Origin of the sequence: Janthinobacterium sp. (assembly GCF_009923995.1) — a bacterium.
Lineage (GTDB): Bacteria > Pseudomonadota > Gammaproteobacteria > Burkholderiales > Burkholderiaceae_D > Janthinobacterium.
The window spans coordinates 46,099-60,813 of sequence record NZ_RFSK01000028.1; the positions used below are offsets into that span (position 1 = coordinate 46,099).

18 protein-coding genes are annotated in these 14,715 nt (G+C 65.6%); 17 read left to right on the forward strand and 1 reads right to left on the reverse strand.

The features are described 5' to 3' along the window. Positions 1 to 52 precede the first annotated feature (52 nt). From fliF to EBS11_RS15340, 16 genes are all read left to right on the forward strand, one after another. Positions 53 to 1,789 carry a flagellar basal-body MS-ring/collar protein FliF gene (gene fliF, locus EBS11_RS15265; RefSeq protein WP_290603999.1) on the forward strand — a complete coding sequence of 579 codons (1,737 nt, stop codon included), beginning with the start codon at positions 53 to 55 and terminating at the stop codon, positions 1,787 to 1,789. Further along, positions 1,767 to 2,807, forward strand: a complete 1,041-nt coding sequence (locus EBS11_RS15270) for a flagellar motor switch protein FliG (RefSeq protein ID WP_290604001.1) — start codon at positions 1,767 to 1,769, stop codon at positions 2,805 to 2,807. The genes fliF and EBS11_RS15270 overlap by 23 nt, the downstream gene beginning before the upstream one ends. Then, complete coding sequence (gene fliH / locus EBS11_RS15275) at positions 2,804 to 3,493, forward strand: flagellar assembly protein FliH (RefSeq protein WP_290604003.1); 690 nt, start codon at positions 2,804 to 2,806, stop codon at positions 3,491 to 3,493. Before EBS11_RS15270 ends, fliH begins: the two co-directional genes overlap by 4 nt. Then, positions 3,490 to 4,800, forward strand: a complete 1,311-nt coding sequence (gene fliI / locus EBS11_RS15280; protein WP_290604005.1) for a flagellar protein export ATPase FliI — start codon at positions 3,490 to 3,492, stop codon at positions 4,798 to 4,800. The genes fliH and fliI overlap by 4 nt, the downstream gene beginning before the upstream one ends. Before the next feature lie 8 nt (positions 4,801 to 4,808). Then, positions 4,809 to 5,246 (forward strand): flagellar export protein FliJ, encoded by a 438-nt coding sequence (locus EBS11_RS15285; RefSeq protein ID WP_086145673.1) that lies wholly within the window; start codon positions 4,809 to 4,811, stop codon positions 5,244 to 5,246. An 86-nt stretch (positions 5,247 to 5,332) separates the two neighbouring features. Beyond that, positions 5,333 to 6,748: a flagellar filament capping protein FliD gene (gene fliD / locus EBS11_RS15290; protein WP_290604007.1), complete on the forward strand. Its 1,416-nt coding sequence runs from the start codon at positions 5,333 to 5,335 to the stop codon at positions 6,746 to 6,748. Positions 6,749 to 6,809: 61 nt separating this feature from the next. After that, the gene (gene fliS / locus EBS11_RS15295; protein ID WP_290604009.1) at positions 6,810 to 7,199 is read left to right on the forward strand and encodes a flagellar export chaperone FliS; all 390 of its coding nucleotides are present in this window, start codon (positions 6,810 to 6,812) and stop codon (positions 7,197 to 7,199) included. After that, on the forward strand, positions 7,192 to 7,509 hold the full coding sequence (locus EBS11_RS15300) for a hypothetical protein (RefSeq protein ID WP_290604011.1): 318 nt from the start codon (positions 7,192 to 7,194) through the stop codon (positions 7,507 to 7,509). The genes fliS and EBS11_RS15300 overlap by 8 nt, the downstream gene beginning before the upstream one ends. Beyond that, positions 7,506 to 8,735, forward strand: coding sequence for a flagellar hook-length control protein FliK (locus EBS11_RS15305; RefSeq protein WP_290604013.1), 1,230 nt, complete (start codon positions 7,506 to 7,508; stop codon positions 8,733 to 8,735). The genes EBS11_RS15300 and EBS11_RS15305 overlap by 4 nt, the downstream gene beginning before the upstream one ends. A gap of 11 nt (positions 8,736 to 8,746) precedes the next feature. Beyond that, positions 8,747 to 9,211, forward strand: coding sequence for a flagellar basal body-associated FliL family protein (locus tag EBS11_RS15310; RefSeq protein ID WP_365955506.1), 465 nt, complete (start codon positions 8,747 to 8,749; stop codon positions 9,209 to 9,211). Positions 9,212 to 9,244: 33 nt separating this feature from the next. After that, complete coding sequence (locus EBS11_RS15315; protein WP_290604015.1) at positions 9,245 to 9,988, forward strand: FliA/WhiG family RNA polymerase sigma factor; 744 nt, start codon at positions 9,245 to 9,247, stop codon at positions 9,986 to 9,988. A gap of 69 nt (positions 9,989 to 10,057) precedes the next feature. Then, complete coding sequence (gene motA, locus EBS11_RS15320; protein WP_034757817.1) at positions 10,058 to 10,972, forward strand: flagellar motor stator protein MotA; 915 nt, start codon at positions 10,058 to 10,060, stop codon at positions 10,970 to 10,972. Beyond that, complete coding sequence (locus EBS11_RS15325) at positions 10,956 to 11,960, forward strand: flagellar motor protein MotB (RefSeq protein ID WP_290604019.1); 1,005 nt, start codon at positions 10,956 to 10,958, stop codon at positions 11,958 to 11,960. Before motA ends, EBS11_RS15325 begins: the two co-directional genes overlap by 17 nt. 16 nt (positions 11,961 to 11,976) lie before the next feature. Next, positions 11,977 to 12,267 carry a flagellar biosynthesis anti-sigma factor FlgM gene (gene flgM, locus EBS11_RS15330; protein WP_290604020.1) on the forward strand — a complete coding sequence of 97 codons (291 nt, stop codon included), beginning with the start codon at positions 11,977 to 11,979 and terminating at the stop codon, positions 12,265 to 12,267. Further along, entirely contained in the window at positions 12,264 to 12,704 is a 441-nt protein-coding gene (gene flgN, locus EBS11_RS15335) for a flagellar export chaperone FlgN (RefSeq protein ID WP_290604021.1), read from the forward strand. The genes flgM and flgN overlap by 4 nt, the downstream gene beginning before the upstream one ends. Next, the gene (locus EBS11_RS15340; protein WP_290604023.1) at positions 12,691 to 13,443 is read left to right on the forward strand and encodes a glucosaminidase domain-containing protein; all 753 of its coding nucleotides are present in this window, start codon (positions 12,691 to 12,693) and stop codon (positions 13,441 to 13,443) included. The genes flgN and EBS11_RS15340 overlap by 14 nt, the downstream gene beginning before the upstream one ends. Positions 13,444 to 13,448: 5 nt before the next feature. On the opposite strand, the gene flgA is transcribed toward EBS11_RS15340, so the two are convergent. Next, the gene (flgA, locus tag EBS11_RS15345) at positions 13,449 to 14,096 is read right to left on the reverse strand and encodes a flagellar basal body P-ring formation chaperone FlgA (protein WP_290604025.1); all 648 of its coding nucleotides are present in this window, start codon (positions 14,094 to 14,096) and stop codon (positions 13,449 to 13,451) included. Between the two features lie 254 nt (positions 14,097 to 14,350). Here flgA and flgB point away from each other — a divergent pair, with 254 nt between their 5' ends. Further along, complete coding sequence (gene flgB / locus EBS11_RS15350) at positions 14,351 to 14,713, forward strand: flagellar basal body rod protein FlgB (RefSeq protein ID WP_219135536.1); 363 nt, start codon at positions 14,351 to 14,353, stop codon at positions 14,711 to 14,713. The last annotated feature ends 2 nt before the right edge of the window (positions 14,714 to 14,715 follow it).

The following is a 14,715-nucleotide window of genomic DNA, read 5'->3' on the forward strand; positions in this document are numbered from 1 at the left end:
CCCAGATCCACGCCCTGCCTCCCAGCGAAAGTTACTCCAAGTGATTACCCCCATGAAGTCCGCATTTGCGCGCTGGCGCCTTGGCGCCCAGCCCGCCATCCCGCCCGCCCTGCTGAAAAACCTGGTTCCCATCGTCGCGCTGGCCGTCGGCATCACCGCCATGGTGACCATGTATGCCTGGCGCGACCAGGCCAACTACAAGCCGGTCTTCGGCGCGCGCGAAAAAGTGGCCGTGACGGACATGATGGCGACGCTGGACGCGGAACACATCCCCTACCGTTTGCATCCGGACAGCGGCCAGGTGCTGGTGCCCGACGCCATGCTGGGCAAGGTGCGCATGCTGCTCGCCTCGAAGGGCGTGACGGCGCAGCTGCCGGCCGGCCTGGAACTGATGGACAAGAACGACCCGCTGGGCGTGTCGCAGTTCGTGCAGGACGTGCGCTTCCGCCGCGGCCTGGAAGGCGAGCTGGCGCAAAGCATCATGACGATGGACGCCATCGCTTCGGCGCGCGTCCACCTGTCGATTGCCAAGTCCACCTCCTTCGTTGCCAGCGATGGCGACAAATCGTCCGCCTCCGTGGTGGTGGCCCTGAAACCGGGCCGCACCCTGGCGCCGGAACAGATCGCCGCCGTCATCAACATGGTGGCCGGCAGCGTCGCCAGCCTGGCGCCCACGCGCGTGAGCCTGGTCGACCAGGGCGGCAACCTGCTGTCCTCGCACGTCGACCTGAGCGATGGCTTCGACGCTTCCGCGGCCGGCAATGAAGGCGCAAAACGTTTCCAGGATGACATCCGCCGCAACGTCACGGGCCTGCTCGGCCCCGTCATCGGCGAAGACAACTTCAAGCTCAGCGTGACGGCCGCCGTGAACAACGACCGCGTGGACGAAACGCTGGAAAAATACGGCGAAGCCCCGAAAGTGACGAGCGAAGCGATGCGCGAAGAGCAGGAGCGCAACCGCACCGTGGCCGGCATTCCCGGCAGCCTGTCGAACCGTCCGCCCGCCGCCGCCGTGCCCGCCCCTGCCGATGCGGCCGGCGCCGCGCCCGCCGATGGCGCGCCGAAGCCGTCCGACGACGGCACGGCCCGCAAGAACGCCACCACGCGCCAGTACGCCTACGACCGCAGCATCACGCAGATCAAGCGCAGCCGTGGCCGCCTGGAAAAACTCAGCGTCGCCGTCGTGCTCAACAGCGCCGCCGCACCGAACCCCAAGACGGGCTGGACGCCTGCCGAACTGGGCAATATCGAAAAAATGCTGCGCAGCGGCCTGGGCATCAACGCCCAGCGCGGCGACAGCCTGAGCCTGACGGCCCTCGCCTTCCCTGCCAAGGCGCCCGTGGCCCAGTGGTGGGAAGAACGCGACACCGTCGTCGACTTCAGCAGCTGGCTGCTGTATGCGCTCGGCGCCGTGCTCGGCTACTTCCTGATCCTGCGTCCGCTGCTGCGCCTGCTGACGGCGCGCCTGGCGCCGCCCGTCCTGAAACAGCTCGATCCTGCCCCGGTCCTGGCCGGCAGCAGCACCGCCGCCGCCGGCGCGACTGGCGCGGCCGCGGCCGGTACGCCGGCCCTGGGCCTCAATGGCCTGCCGGCCCTCGAAGGTGAAGCGGCCGCGGCGGGCAGCATGCCGGTCGTGCCGCTGCTGGAAAACTATGACTTGCCGCCGCCTGGCTCGGCGGTCGACGTGATGGTCGACCACCTGAAAGTGCTGGCTGAAAAAGAACCCGAGCGTGTCGCCGAAGTCGTCAAACAATGGATGCAGAAAAATGGCCGAACTCAACAACAATAATTTCCCTGACGACGCAGAAGTCGAGAACGTCAGCCTGAGTCCCGTGGAACAAGCCGCCATCGTGCTGCTGAGCATGGGCGAAGAGCAGGCCGCCAACGTGCTGCGCTGCCTGTCGCGCGAAGAATTGCTGGAAGTCACGCAAGTGATGTCGCGCATGAGCGGCATCAAGGTCGAGGCCGTGAAAACGGCCATGCAGACCTTTTTCGATGATTACCGCCAGCAAAGCGGCGTGCACGGCGCCTCGCGCAGCTACCTGAAGCGCTCGCTGGACATGGCGCTGGGCAGCGATATCGCGAACAGCGTGCTGAACAACATTTACGGCGATGCCATCCGCCCCAAGATGGCACGCCTGCAGTGGGCTTCGCCGAAATGGCTGGCCGAATACATCGTCAACGAGCACGTGCAGATGCAAGCCGTGTTCCTCGCCTTCCTGCCGCCCGCGCTGGCCGGCCAGATCCTCGACGCCCTGCCCGCCGAAGGCCGCGACCTGGTCCTGCTGAACCTGGCCCGCCTGGACGAGATCGACCGCGACCTGCTGGTCGAGCTCGACGAACTCGTGGGCCGCTGCCTGGGCACGCTCGACACGCAGAGCACCAGCGTGGAAGGCATCCGCCAGGCGGCCGAGATCCTCAACCGCATGCCGGGCAACCGCGCCGCGCTCGTCGAGCTGCTGCGCGCGCACGATCCGGAGGTGGTATCCGAGATCGAACTGAGCATGTACGACTTCCTGATCCTCGCCACGCAGAGCGATGTCACGCTCACGCGCATCCTGGAAGACGTGCCGATGGAACAGTGGGCCATCGCCCTGAAGGGCGCGGAACCGTCGATCCGCGAAGCCGTGCTGAAAACCATGCCGCGCCGCCAGGCGCAGAGCTTCGAGGACATGATGCGCCGTTCCGGCCCCGTGCCGCTGTCGCGCATCGAACAGACGCGCCAGGAAATCATGGCCACCGTCAAGGGCCTCGCCGATGCGGGCGAGATCGAGGTGCAGCTGTTTGCCGAAGCGGTGATCGAATGAAACACTTTCGCGCGTATCGTTTCCCGCCCCTGTCGCAATTCATCGCCGCCGGCCAGCGCGCCTCCGCCGAGGACACGGACGGCCAGTGGCAGGCGTCCGTCTCGGAAGGCTTCGAGCAGGGCCAGCGCGACGGCTACGAAGTGGGCCTCGTGCAGGGCCAGCAGGATGGCTACGATGCCGGGCGCAGCGATGGCATCGCGCATGGCCGCGAAGAAGGCCGCAATGAAACCCTGGTGGCCCTGGACCGCCTGGCGCGCCCCGTCGACGCCATCCTGCGCGACCTGAAAAAGGTGCGCGCCGACTACCGCGCCGCGCAGCGCAAGGAAGTGGTCGACCTGGTGGCCAAGGTGGCGCGCCAGGTGATCCGCGCCGAACTGGCGCTGCAGCCCGTGCAATTGCTGGCCCTCGTCGACGAGACCCTGGCCTCGATGCCGCCCACGCGCGAGGAAATCGACGTCTTCCTCAATCCGGAAGAACTCAAACGCATCAGCGAACTTGATCCGAAGCGCGCCAAGCGCTGGAACCTGATCGCCGACGCCCGCCTCGACGCGGGCGAGTGCCGCATCAAGGCGGGCGACAACGAAGTCGACGCGGGCTGCCACCAGCGCCTGTCGGCCTGCATGGAACAGGTCAGCAGCCACCTGGCGCTGGCGGCCGAACACGCGGACCAGGGCGCGCCTGCATGATCGCCGACACGCTGCGCAGCTTCGAGATCGGCGATATTCCGGTCGCGACACCCACCGGCCGCCTGGTCGGCGCCTCCGGCCTGCTGCTGGAAAGCGCCGGCTGCCGGCTGCACACGGGCCAGCGTTGTCAAATTGAAACTGTGAATGGCGAGTGGCTCGACGCGCAAGTGGTGGGTTTCCGCGAAAAGCTGTCCTACCTGATGCCGTTCAAGAAGGCCACGGGCCTGACGACGGGCGCGCGCGTGCTGCCCCTGCCCGACAAGGCCAGCCTGCAGATCGGCCCCTCGTGGCTGGGCCGCATGGTCAATGGCCTGGGCGAGCCCATCGACGACCTGGGCCGCCTCGGCGGCGACCACATCCTGGAAGTGACGCCGCCGAAGATCAATCCCCTGAAGAAACAACCCGTGGTCGAGCCCCTGGACGTGGGCGTGCGCGCCATCAACAGCATGCTGACCCTGGGCAAGGGCCAGCGCGTGGGCCTGATGGCCGGCTCCGGCGTCGGCAAGAGCGTGCTGCTGGGCCTGATCACGCGCCAGACGGTGGCCGACGTCGTCGTCGTCGGCCTGATCGGCGAGCGGGGCCGCGAAGTGCGCGAATTCGTCGAAAAGTCGCTGGGCGCCGAAGGCTTGAAGAAAGCCGTGCTGGTGATCGCCCCGGCCGATGAATCGCCCTTGATGCGCATCATGGCCACCGAACTGTGCCATTCGATCGCCGCCCATTACCGCGACCAGGGCAAGCACGTGCTGCTGCTCGTCGATTCGCTCACGCGCTATGCGATGGCCTTGCGCGAAGTGGCGCTGGCCCTGGGCGAGCCGCCGGCCACGCGCGGCTATCCGCCGTCCGTCTTTTCGAACCTGCCGCAGCTGGTGGAGAGCGCCGGCAACGGCGCCCACCAGGACGGCAGCATGAGCGCCATCTACACCGTGCTGGCCGAAGGCGACGACCAGCAGGACCCGGTCGTCGACACGGCGCGCGCGATTCTCGACGGCCACATCGTGCTCACGCGTGAACTGGCCGAGCGGGGCCACTACCCCGCCATCGACATCGCCGCCTCGATCAGCCGCTGCATGGCGCAAGTCATCACGCCCGAGCACATGCAGGCGGCGCGCGCGCTGAAAGCGTCGATGGCGCGCCATGCCCGCGTGCGCGACCTGATCCCGCTGGGCGCCTACGTGCCCGGCGCCGACCCCATCACCGACCGCGCCGTGCAGCTGCATGGGCCGATCGAGGCCTTCCTGTGCCAGGGCACCAAGGAAGAGGCGCCGATGGGGCCGTGCATCGAACAACTTGAACACATCATGGCCTAGGAGTATTTGTGAGCGACGCGCATACCATCCGCAACCTGACCACGCTGGTCGGCCTGCGCAGCACCGAGGTGGAACGCCTGCAAGGCGAAATGGCGGCACAGACGGCCGTGCGCGAGCGCTACCAGAAGAACCTGGAGCGCCTGACGGGCCTGTACACGGATAGCGGCCCCAGCGGTGCCCTGCCCCTGGCCCTGTCCGTCAACTGCGGCAACTTCAAGCAGGCCGTCATGCAGATGGCCGACCAGCACCGTACCGACCTGCACCTGCACGAGGCCAACATGGCCATCTCGCAGCGCGCCCTGAACACGGCCTGGGCCAAGCGCGAAGTGCTGGACCAGGTGCTGACGCAAAAACAGAAGCATGTTGCAAATGAGCAACAACGAGTGGATGCCAAGCGGCAGGATGAACTGGCAACGCAATTCTGGTTCCGCGGGCAGGTAAAATAATGTTTTGCAGAAATAATTTCAGAAAAGTGGATATTTGGTCGCCTTGTCATTGGGTATATCCTGCATGCTAATTTTAGGAGTTTGACATGGCCCTTTCCACCAACGCTACGAATACATACGATCCGACGGCATCCGCCCAGGCATTGACCGACAAGTACACGGCCGACCTGCAGGCCCGCATCACCGCCCAGACCAAGGCGGCTGCAGCGACGACGGCCGGCCTGGCGAACCTGAAGATGGCCTTGACCACCTTCAGCTCCAGCCTGTTGACCATGACCACCGGCAAGACCATGCTGGTGCAGGGTGCCACGCTGAGCAATACGGCCGTGGGCACTGCCACCGCCTCGTCAACGGCCGCGGCAGGCACGTATTCCGTGTTCGTGGAAAAAATTGCCACCAATAACCAAATTTCGCTGGGCGGCCTGACCGGCACGCCCGTCCCCGCCGACGGCGATGGCACCCTGAAGATCAAGCTGGCCAACAACACCGATTTCACCGTGGACCTGAGCAAGGCCAATACGGATGCCGACACGAGCACCCTGTCGGCCAAGGAAATCGCCGCCGCCATCAATGCCGAGCCGAAAAACAACTCGCGCGTAACGGCGTCCGTCATCACCATCGGCGGCATCGCCCAGCTCGTGCTGACGTCGAACGTCAGCGGCGAGGAAGGCGCGCTGTCGCTCGATACGAGCGCGATGGCCGCCGGCACGCTCAAGGATGCCCTCGATACCACCCCCAAGCAGCTGGTCACGGCCCAGGATGCCATCATGTGGGTGGGCGGCAAGCCTGCCGATCCGCTCGACACCAGCAACCGGGTGAAGCAGTCCTCGAATACCTTCAGCAACATCGAAGGCGTGAAGATGACCTTTACCAAGGCGCAGGCGAGCGGCGATGCGCCGATCACCCTGACCGTGGCGCTGGACACGGCCGCTACCACCACCAATGCGCAGAGCTTTGTCACCGCCTACAACAAGCTCAAGGCAACCCTGGATGCCCTCACCGACCCGGGCGATCCCGCCTCGTCGAAGGCTGCCGGCGTGTTTTCCACCGACAGCGGCGTGCGCGTGCTGCGCGATCAGCTGGTGCGCACCCTGCGCGAAACGGCCACGGGCGCCCTGGCCACCTTCGGCATCACGGCGCAACGCAACGGCACCCTGGCGCTCGATGCCACCAAGCTGGAAGCGGCCCTGAAAACCAATCCTGGCGGCCTGGACAAGGCAATCGGCAGCAGCACGGCCGGCACCTCGAGCGGCATCGCCGGCAAGCTGGACAAGTTCATCCAGACCTGGACCACCACCAATGGCCAGCTGTCGCAGCGCGAAACCTCGGCGGCCAAGCTGCAAAAGTCGCTCGACGAACGCCAGACCAAGTTCGAAGCCGACTACACGGCCATGTACAACCGCTACAAGGCGCAATTTACCCAACTGCAATCCTTGCAGGCGCGCATGTCGCAAACGACGGATATGTTCGATGCCCTGTTCGGCAGCGACAAGACTAAATAGAGGCAGTCGCCGTCCGTGCGCGGACCCTGCCAGCAACACCCAGCTTTTAGAGTGAGAAAAAATGATGAATCAAGATGCATACAGTAATTACCACGCCGTCAACCTGGATGCGCAGACGTCGCGCGCCACCCCAGTCGAACTGGTCTTGCTGCTCACCGACGGCTTGCTGGAAGAACTGGCGCGCGCGCGCGGACATATCGTCGGCAAGCGCTACGAACAAAAGGCCATCAGCCTGGACAAATGCACGGAAATCATCAATGGCCTGTCGAGCTCGCTCGATTTCGAGAATGGCGGCGAGGTCGTGGCCAACCTGGGCCGCCTGTACGAATATTGCACGGGCCGCCTGTACATGGCCGGCATCACCCTCGACCCTGCCCTCATCGATGAAGTGACGACCTTGTTGACGACCATCAAGCAAGGCTGGCTCGGCGTCCAGGCCAAGAATGGATAGGACACCGGCCTTGCAGCAACTGACGCGCGAACTGCACGCCGCCGCCGGCCAGCAGGACTGGAACGCGCTCGAGCAGCTGGAACGCAAGCTGGCGCAGCAATTGCCCCTGCTGGCGGGCCAGGGCGCGCTCAGCGACAGCGAACACACCGCCCTGCTCACCCTGCGCCGCGTGCATGGGCAGGCATTGCAAATCTGCATCAACGAAAAACAGCGCCTGGGCCTGCACATGGGCGAGATACACTCGAAACAGGAAGGCTGGGTTGCATATGCGCTGGAAAGCGATATGTACCAGGATGGAAATCAAGCATGAACATCAGTTTTAACATGACAGCCACCATGGCCGCCCCTACTCCAGCCGGCGCCGGCGCGAATGCCGGCGCCGGCATCATTGCTGGCGCGGCAGTCAATCCGCCGGCCGATGCCGCCACCAGCGCGCCGCCTGACCTGCCCGCCCAGTACGCGGCGCTGCCGTCGGGCTTGCCGCTGTTCGCGCAGGCGCTGGGCGTGGCCATGAATGACGCGGCGACGGCCCTGCCGCCGCCGGCCGGCACCGAGACCGACGCCCCTGTTAAACCGGCCGAGGCCGTCGACAGTGTTCCGGCTGACATCGCCCAGGCCGGCGCCACGCCCGATGCCGGGCTGGCCGCCATGGCGCCGCCCCTGATGCCGCCGACGGCCATGCCCGTGCCGCCGGCCCTGCCGGCCGCCACGCCGGCACCGGACGGCAGCGCGGCGGACGCGGAAGCGGCCGCGCCGCGCCTCGCCGTCATTTCCACACAACAAATCAGCGTGCAGCAGAATCCCGCCCTGAACATCAGCCTGCATCCGGCCGCCGTGACGCTCAATGCACCGGCGGCACCGGGTCGCGACGCGCGCGAGCCGCTGGCGGCCGCGTTTCCGGCGCCCTCCGCCGACGGCGACGCCGGCGCAGGCAAGACGGCCGCTGCCGCCGCGCCGGCCGCCATGACCGCGGCGCTCGCCGGGCGCGACGCCGAACGGCCGGCCACGCCTGTCGCGCCGGCCGCGACCGGCGTAAGCCTGACGGGCACGCTGGCCAGTGCGACGACGGCGGCCCCGGCCGGCGATACCGTCAAGCTCAGCGGCCCTGCCCAGCAATGGCAGGAACCGCTGCGCGAAGCGCTGGGCGAGCGCCTGCAGACGCAGATCGGACGCAACAGCGAGCACGCGACGATCCGCCTCGAGCCGCCGATGCTGGGACGCATCGACATTTCCATCCGCCACGCGGCCGGCACGCTGCAGGTCAACGTCACGGCGTCGAACCCGGAAGTGCTGCGCCAGCTGCAGGGCATCGGCGACAACATGCGCAACGACCTGGCGCAGCGCCAGTACACCGAGGTGGCCGTGAACATCGGCGCCACCCCGCGCAGCCCCGCCGCCCAGGCCTTCGCCGAGGGCGATGCGCGCGGCCAGCGTCAGCCGGGCCGCCAGGATGACGATGCGGAACCGGGACGCGCCCTGTCCGACGGCAGCACTGCCCCCACCACTTACGCCATGCATGAGCGAGAGACTGCCTGATGAATATGAAAATGAAACTGATCGCCGGCTTCATCGCCGTGGCCGTGCTGGCCGCCGGCGCGGCCGGTGGCGCCATGTGGTACCTGGCCAAGCCGGTCGCCGGCCATGCCGATGCCGCCGAAGCGAAAGCCCCGCCGCCGCCCGCCACAGGCAAGAAGGCGCGCAAGTTCATCACGCTCGACAAGGTCATCGTGATGCTGCGCCGCGGCCCCGGCGACACGGACACGCACTACCTGTCGGCCGACCTGGTGATCGCCACCACGGAAGAAAAGGAAAAGCTGACCAAGGACCACCTGCCCCTGATGCGCTCGATCGCCGTCAGCACCCTGTCGAGCTTCCCGGTGGACAAGGCACAGACCATGACCGTGGAACAGTATGCGGAACAGATCAACAAGGCCTTCAATGTCAGCTATGAGCGCGAACAGATGGAAAAGCCCTTCACCGAAGTCATGGTGGGCAAGCTGATCATTGAATAAGCCGACACGCCAGCCGACCTAGTGGGAGATCCCGTGGCCTATGTAGAGCAATACCAGGAAGCGTACGGCGCCGGCGAATATGCGGCCGCCAGCGCTTGCGCGGCCGTGCTCAGCGTTGCTGAAGAGCAACAACATCTGGTGGCGTACGCACCGCTGGTCAAGCGCATCGTGCGCCAGCTCAATTCGCAGGTGTCGGGCGCCATCGACCGCGACGACATGGAACAGATCGGCCTGATGGGCCTGCTCGAAGCCTTGCGCCGCTACGGCGTGCCGGACCAGTCCTTCGGCAGCTATGCCAGCCTGCGCATCCGCGGCGCCATCCTCGACGAATTGCGGCGCCAGGACTGGCGCCCGCGCGCCGTGCGCCAGGAAAGCCACCGCCTGCGCGACAGCGTGCGCGCCCTGACCCGGCGCCTGGGGCGCGAGCCGCAGGAAGGGGAAATCATGGCCGCCCTGAAGCTGACGCCGGAAGCCTACCAGGAGTACCAGCTGGCGGAAAACGCCGAGCTGATCGCCAGTTTCGACGAAGTGCTGCAGGAAAGCCTGGGACAGGCCGACAGCGCACCGAGTCCGGAAGAGCAATTGATGGTGCGGCGCAGCCTGGAGCAGGCCCTGCGCGCGCTGGACGAGCGCGAACAGCGCGTGGTGCAGATGTATTACGAATTCGAACTGAGCTATAAGGAAATTGCCGCCGTGCTGGACCTGAGCGACGCCCGCGTCTGCCAGCTGAACAAGACGGCACTGGGCAAGATGAAAGCCATGCTGCAAGACGCATGAGAATTAAGCAATAGTTTCAGCAAGATCCATCAAATTGACGCAGCACAATGACGCAGAAAGGCAGTTGACATGGTAATTATCGGTATCTTAATCGTGATGGGGTGTGTATTCGGAGGCTTCGCCCTGATGGGCGGCACCGTCCACGCGATCTGGCAACCGGTCGAGTTGATCATCATCATCGGCGCCGCCGTTGGCGCCCTGGTGCTGGGCAACCCCAAGCATGTACTCGGTGAAATGCTGCACCAGATGCGCAAGATCGTTACGCACAAGAAACAAGGCTCGGAATTCCAGCGCCAGTTGCTGCTGCTGATGTATGAACTGCTGCAGACGGCCGCCGGCGGCCTGAAGGCCCTCGACGCCCACGTCGAGGCGCCGCGCGAGAGCGCCCTGTTCCAGCGCTATCCGCTGGTGCTGGAAGAGCCGAAACTGCTGGCCTTCATCGTCGACAACTTCCGTTTGATGGCGATGGGCAAGATCAACGCGCACGAGCTCGAAGGCGTGCTGGAGCAGGAACTGGAAGCCATCCACGACGAATTGCTGCAACCGTCGAAGTCCTTGCACAAGATCGCCGAAGCCATGCCCGGCTTCGGCATCCTGGCGGCCGTGCTCGGCATCGTGATGGCCATGAATTCCGTGGCAGACGGTGCCGATGCGGCGGAAATCTCGGAAAAAGTGGGTGCCGCCATGGTCGGCACCTTCATCGGCATCTTCTTCTGCTACGGCGTGCTCGATCCGATGTGCAACATGATGAAACAGCTGGTGGGCGAGGAAGGCTCGACCATGGAATGCGTGAAAGTCGTGCTCGTCACGCACGTGGCCGGCAAACCGCCCCTGCTGGCCATCGATGCGGGCCGCCGCCTGGTGCAGCTGAACATCAAGCCGAGCTTCGCGCAGCTGGAAAGCTGGATCAATGCGCTGGAAGATGGCGGCGCGGAACAAGAGCAAGGCCAAGGCCGGGGAGGCCGCCGTGCTAAAGCCGCATGAGAAACATGAACAGGCCATCATCAAGCGCTCCGGACGCAAGCATGACGACGATGCCCACGGCGGCGCCTGGAAAGTGGCGTTCGCCGACTTTTGCCTGGCCCTGCTGTCGCTGTTCCTCGTGCTGTGGCTGATGGCCGCGCGTGAGCAGCAGGCGATGAAGGAAATCATGATGGACGCGACGGCGGGCAGCCGCCAGGGCGAAGGCCAGGGCGTCATGCCGGAACAGAAAGGCGGTCCGCGCGGCAGCCTGATCGAGCGATTCCCCATGCCCCGCAAGGGCACGGGCGACACGCGCACGGAAGGCAAGCAGTCGCAGGACGGCAAGGCCGGTACGGCCCCGCCCAACCAGACCAAGGTCAGCTACCAGTCGCCGGAAGACTTGCTGGCCCTGTCGCGCGCGCTCGACAAGCTCAGCGATGAAGCAGGGCTGAAAAGCAACCTGCAATCCGTGATCACGCCCTACGGCCTGCGCGTCATGCTGCACGATACGGACAAGCAAGGCATGTTCGTGCGCGGCAGCGCCGTGCCGACGGACCGCTTCCGCAAGCTGCTGCGCCAGATGGGCCCGGTCTTTGCCCAGATGGAGAACCAGATGCTGATCGTCGGCCATACCGACTCGATGCAATACGCCAATACCGGCTATGAAGGCTATTCCAACTGGACCCTGTCGGCCAACCGCGCCATGTCGGCACGGGCGCAATTGTTGATCGGCAGCATGAGTCCGGAAAGCGTGCTGCAAGTGGTGGGCATGGCCGACCGCGCGCCGCTGGACGTGAAAAATGCCAGTGCCGGCATCAACCGCCGCATCGAACTGTTAATATTGACGCGTGGCCAGGCCGACAGCATCGCCGCCATGTTCGGCATGGCCGGGCAAAAGGTGCAGGGCGACGAGCTGCAAGTGGGTGAACCGGACGCGGGAACCTTGCAACGCCTGCGCGACAAGCTGGGCTTGCCCGCAAAGAAAGAACGGGATGAGCATGCAAATTAAGGGCAAGGGACAACGAATGAAAATCTCCTCCGGCAATACGGGCGCCACCGTGCGCAGCGGCGCCGTGGCGCCCGCCGAGGCGATCGCCGAGAACGGGGCTGCGGGCGCCGCCATGGCCGGCTCGTCGGCCGGGGCGGAACTGCAGTCGGCCGTGCTGCAGCCGGCCATGGCCGCCCTGCGCGCCATGCCCGAGATCGACCACGACAGGGTCGCCATGCTGCGCGACGCGCTGGCCAAGGGCGAACTGCCGTTCGACCCGTCGAAGCTGGCGGGCCTGATCCAGCGCTTCCACGGCGGTGAATCGTGACCGCGCCGCGCAAGGGCATCACGCGCCAGGAAGCCGTGCGCCGCGTGCTGCAGGGCATCGCCGACGATCATCAAGGCTATGCGGCCCTGCTGGCCTTGCTGGAAGAACAATTCCACGCCACCTTGCGCCATCAGAACGCGCAGCTGGCGGCGCTGGCCGACCAGGTCATCGCCGCCGTCGAGTCGCTCGATGCGCGCCGGCGCCAGCGCGTCAGCCTCGTCACTGCCCTGCTGGGGCCGGAAGGCGACATGCCGAAATTATTTGCATTGCTGCCGGAAGACGCGCGCGCCACGGCGCAGCGCGACTGGACCGCGCTGGAACAGATGGTGCTCGAATGCAAGCGCCTGAATGCCCGCAACAGCGAATTATTAACAGAACAATACAGCATCATGCAGCGCGTGCTGCATGGCGAGGAAGATACGTATGCGCCAGGCTGATTTCCCGACCCTCCGCGCCACGGCGGCGACGCCATCGACGATGGCCGCCACGCCGGTGCAAAGCAATATGCGCGCTACCGATGCCACGGGTTCCGGCGGCAGCTTCGGCAGCGTGTTCCGGCAGGTACAGGGCGAAGTGGCCCGCTTCATCGAACAGGGCGGCGGCAGCGCCACCACCCTGAATCCGCAAGGCCGCGCCTACCTGGAGCAGAGCCAGCCCGTAAACGTGCTGGGCAGCATCAACCAGGGCGGCGAGATCGGCGAAGTGCAGCAGCAGTTCCTTGCCTCGATCAAGCCGTGGACGGAAGAAACGGGCGCGCGCCTGGGCGTGGCGCCGGAAATCGTCGCCGCCCACGCGGCGCTGGAATCGGGCTGGGGCCAGCGCCCCCTGCGCCAGGGCACGGGGGCCGACACGAATAATCTGTTCGGCATCAAGGCAAGCGGCAAATGGCAGGGCGACGTGGCCAGCAACGTCACCACCGAATACGAGGCGGGCAGCGGCACGGCGCTGAAGAAGACGGAACGCTTCCGCAGCTACCCGGACCAGGCCAGCGCCTTCCGCGACTATGCGCAAGTGCTGCTGGACAATCCCCGCTACCGCGCCGCCCTGAACACGGGCAGCGACGCGGGCGCCTTCGCGCAAGGCCTGGCGCGCGGCGGCTATGCCACCGATCCCCATTACGCCGCCAAGCTGACCCAGCTGGCGACGCGCCTGCAGCGCACGGCCGCCGCCGAGTAATTCCCTTACCGGCCGGGAATCTCGGCCGGTTCCACCACGTCCTCATCGACCACCCTGGCCCGTATCACCGTGCCGCTGGCGGCGTTGCGCACGCGAATCACCTGCCCCAGCGCGCCCGGGTCCATGGCTTCGCCGGCCATGCTCACTTCCACCTGCTCCTTGCGCGCGACGATGCTGACGGCACTGCCCCGCTTGACCAGCACGGGCGCGGCCAGCTGGCCCTGGCGCAGCACTTCGCCCGCGCGCAGGCTGCGTCGGCTCGTCAGGCCCACGGCATCGGCCGGCGCAGCAATGCTGTCCGGCACCATCGTCACGTCGCGCCGCGCCAGCGCCACGTCGCCTGCCTGCAGGGGCGTGTTCGCCGTCACGGGCACGCCCGTCACGACGACCTGGGCCGTGACGCTGCCGCGCACCAGCATTTCGTAACGCCAACCGTTGCTCCCAGGACACACTGCCACGAAGCGCATGCGCTGCGCCGAACGGCTGTCCGCCGTTTCGAGCGCGACAGGCGCCGCGCAGGCCGGCACGGGGCGCGTGCTTTTCACCACGGCGACCTGGAACTGCGGTTCCTGCAGTCCGGCCGCGGCGGCCTGCTGCGCCAATTGCTCGCGCGCCAATTGTTCCGCACGCGAAAATATATTGTCGGCTGGCAATTCTGCGCGTCCTGCACTACTATATAGGCTGGTCAGTAAAAATAGGCCCGGGAGCAGTATGTGAGGATGTGGCAGCTTGTTTCGGATCATGGAAATACTGTTGAAATGAATCATTGCTAACCTTAATCAAAGATACTGAAGCGGCATGACCTTACCATGCGTCAACATGACCAGGCTGGGATTTTACCTCTGCAGTCACTATTTTCTAGCCCGAACCGCAAAAAGCACGATCGAATTCAATACAAAGGATGACCATGGGGATTAATTTCAAGGATGCGCTTGGCGTGCATGCCGATGCACTGGCGCTGCGTGCCGACCGTACCCGCGTGCTGGCGGCCAACATTGCCAATGAAAACACGCCCGGCTTCCAGGCCATGGACATGGATTTCGGCAGCGCCCTGCAGCAACTGCAGGACAACGAAGCCGGCCTGCTGTCGACCGATGACGATGCCAGCGCCCTGTACCGCGTACCCTACCACCCCAGCCGCGACGGCAACACCGTCGAAATCGGCGTCGAACAGGCGGCCTTCTCGCAGAATGCCACCGATTTCCAGACCAGCCTCACTTTCGTCAACATGAAACTGAAGGGTCTGGCCAAGGCCATTTCCGGACAATAAGG

Bases quoted from the DNA above. Each gene is read 5' to 3' on its own strand.
- fliF (WP_290603999.1), top strand. From the start codon at position 53: ATGAAGTCCGCATTTGCGCGCTGGCGCCTTGGCGCCCAGCCCGCCATC.
- EBS11_RS15270 (WP_290604001.1), top strand. From the start codon at position 1,767: ATGGCCGAACTCAACAACAATAATTTCCCTGACGACGCAGAAGTCGAG.
- fliH (WP_290604003.1), top strand. From the start codon at position 2,804: ATGAAACACTTTCGCGCGTATCGTTTCCCGCCCCTGTCGCAATTCATC.
- fliI (WP_290604005.1), top strand. From the start codon at position 3,490: ATGATCGCCGACACGCTGCGCAGCTTCGAGATCGGCGATATTCCGGTC.
- fliD (WP_290604007.1), top strand. From the start codon at position 5,333: ATGGCCCTTTCCACCAACGCTACGAATACATACGATCCGACGGCATCC.
- fliS (WP_290604009.1), top strand. From the start codon at position 6,810: ATGATGAATCAAGATGCATACAGTAATTACCACGCCGTCAACCTGGAT.
- EBS11_RS15300 (WP_290604011.1), top strand. From the start codon at position 7,192: ATGGATAGGACACCGGCCTTGCAGCAACTGACGCGCGAACTGCACGCC.
- EBS11_RS15305 (WP_290604013.1), top strand. From the start codon at position 7,506: ATGAACATCAGTTTTAACATGACAGCCACCATGGCCGCCCCTACTCCA.
- EBS11_RS15310 (WP_365955506.1), top strand. From the start codon at position 8,747: ATGAAACTGATCGCCGGCTTCATCGCCGTGGCCGTGCTGGCCGCCGGC.
- motA (WP_034757817.1), top strand. From the start codon at position 10,058: ATGGTAATTATCGGTATCTTAATCGTGATGGGGTGTGTATTCGGAGGC.
- flgM (WP_290604020.1), top strand. From the start codon at position 11,977: ATGAAAATCTCCTCCGGCAATACGGGCGCCACCGTGCGCAGCGGCGCC.
- EBS11_RS15340 (WP_290604023.1), top strand. From the start codon at position 12,691: ATGCGCCAGGCTGATTTCCCGACCCTCCGCGCCACGGCGGCGACGCCA.
- flgB (WP_219135536.1), top strand. From the start codon at position 14,351: ATGGGGATTAATTTCAAGGATGCGCTTGGCGTGCATGCCGATGCACTG.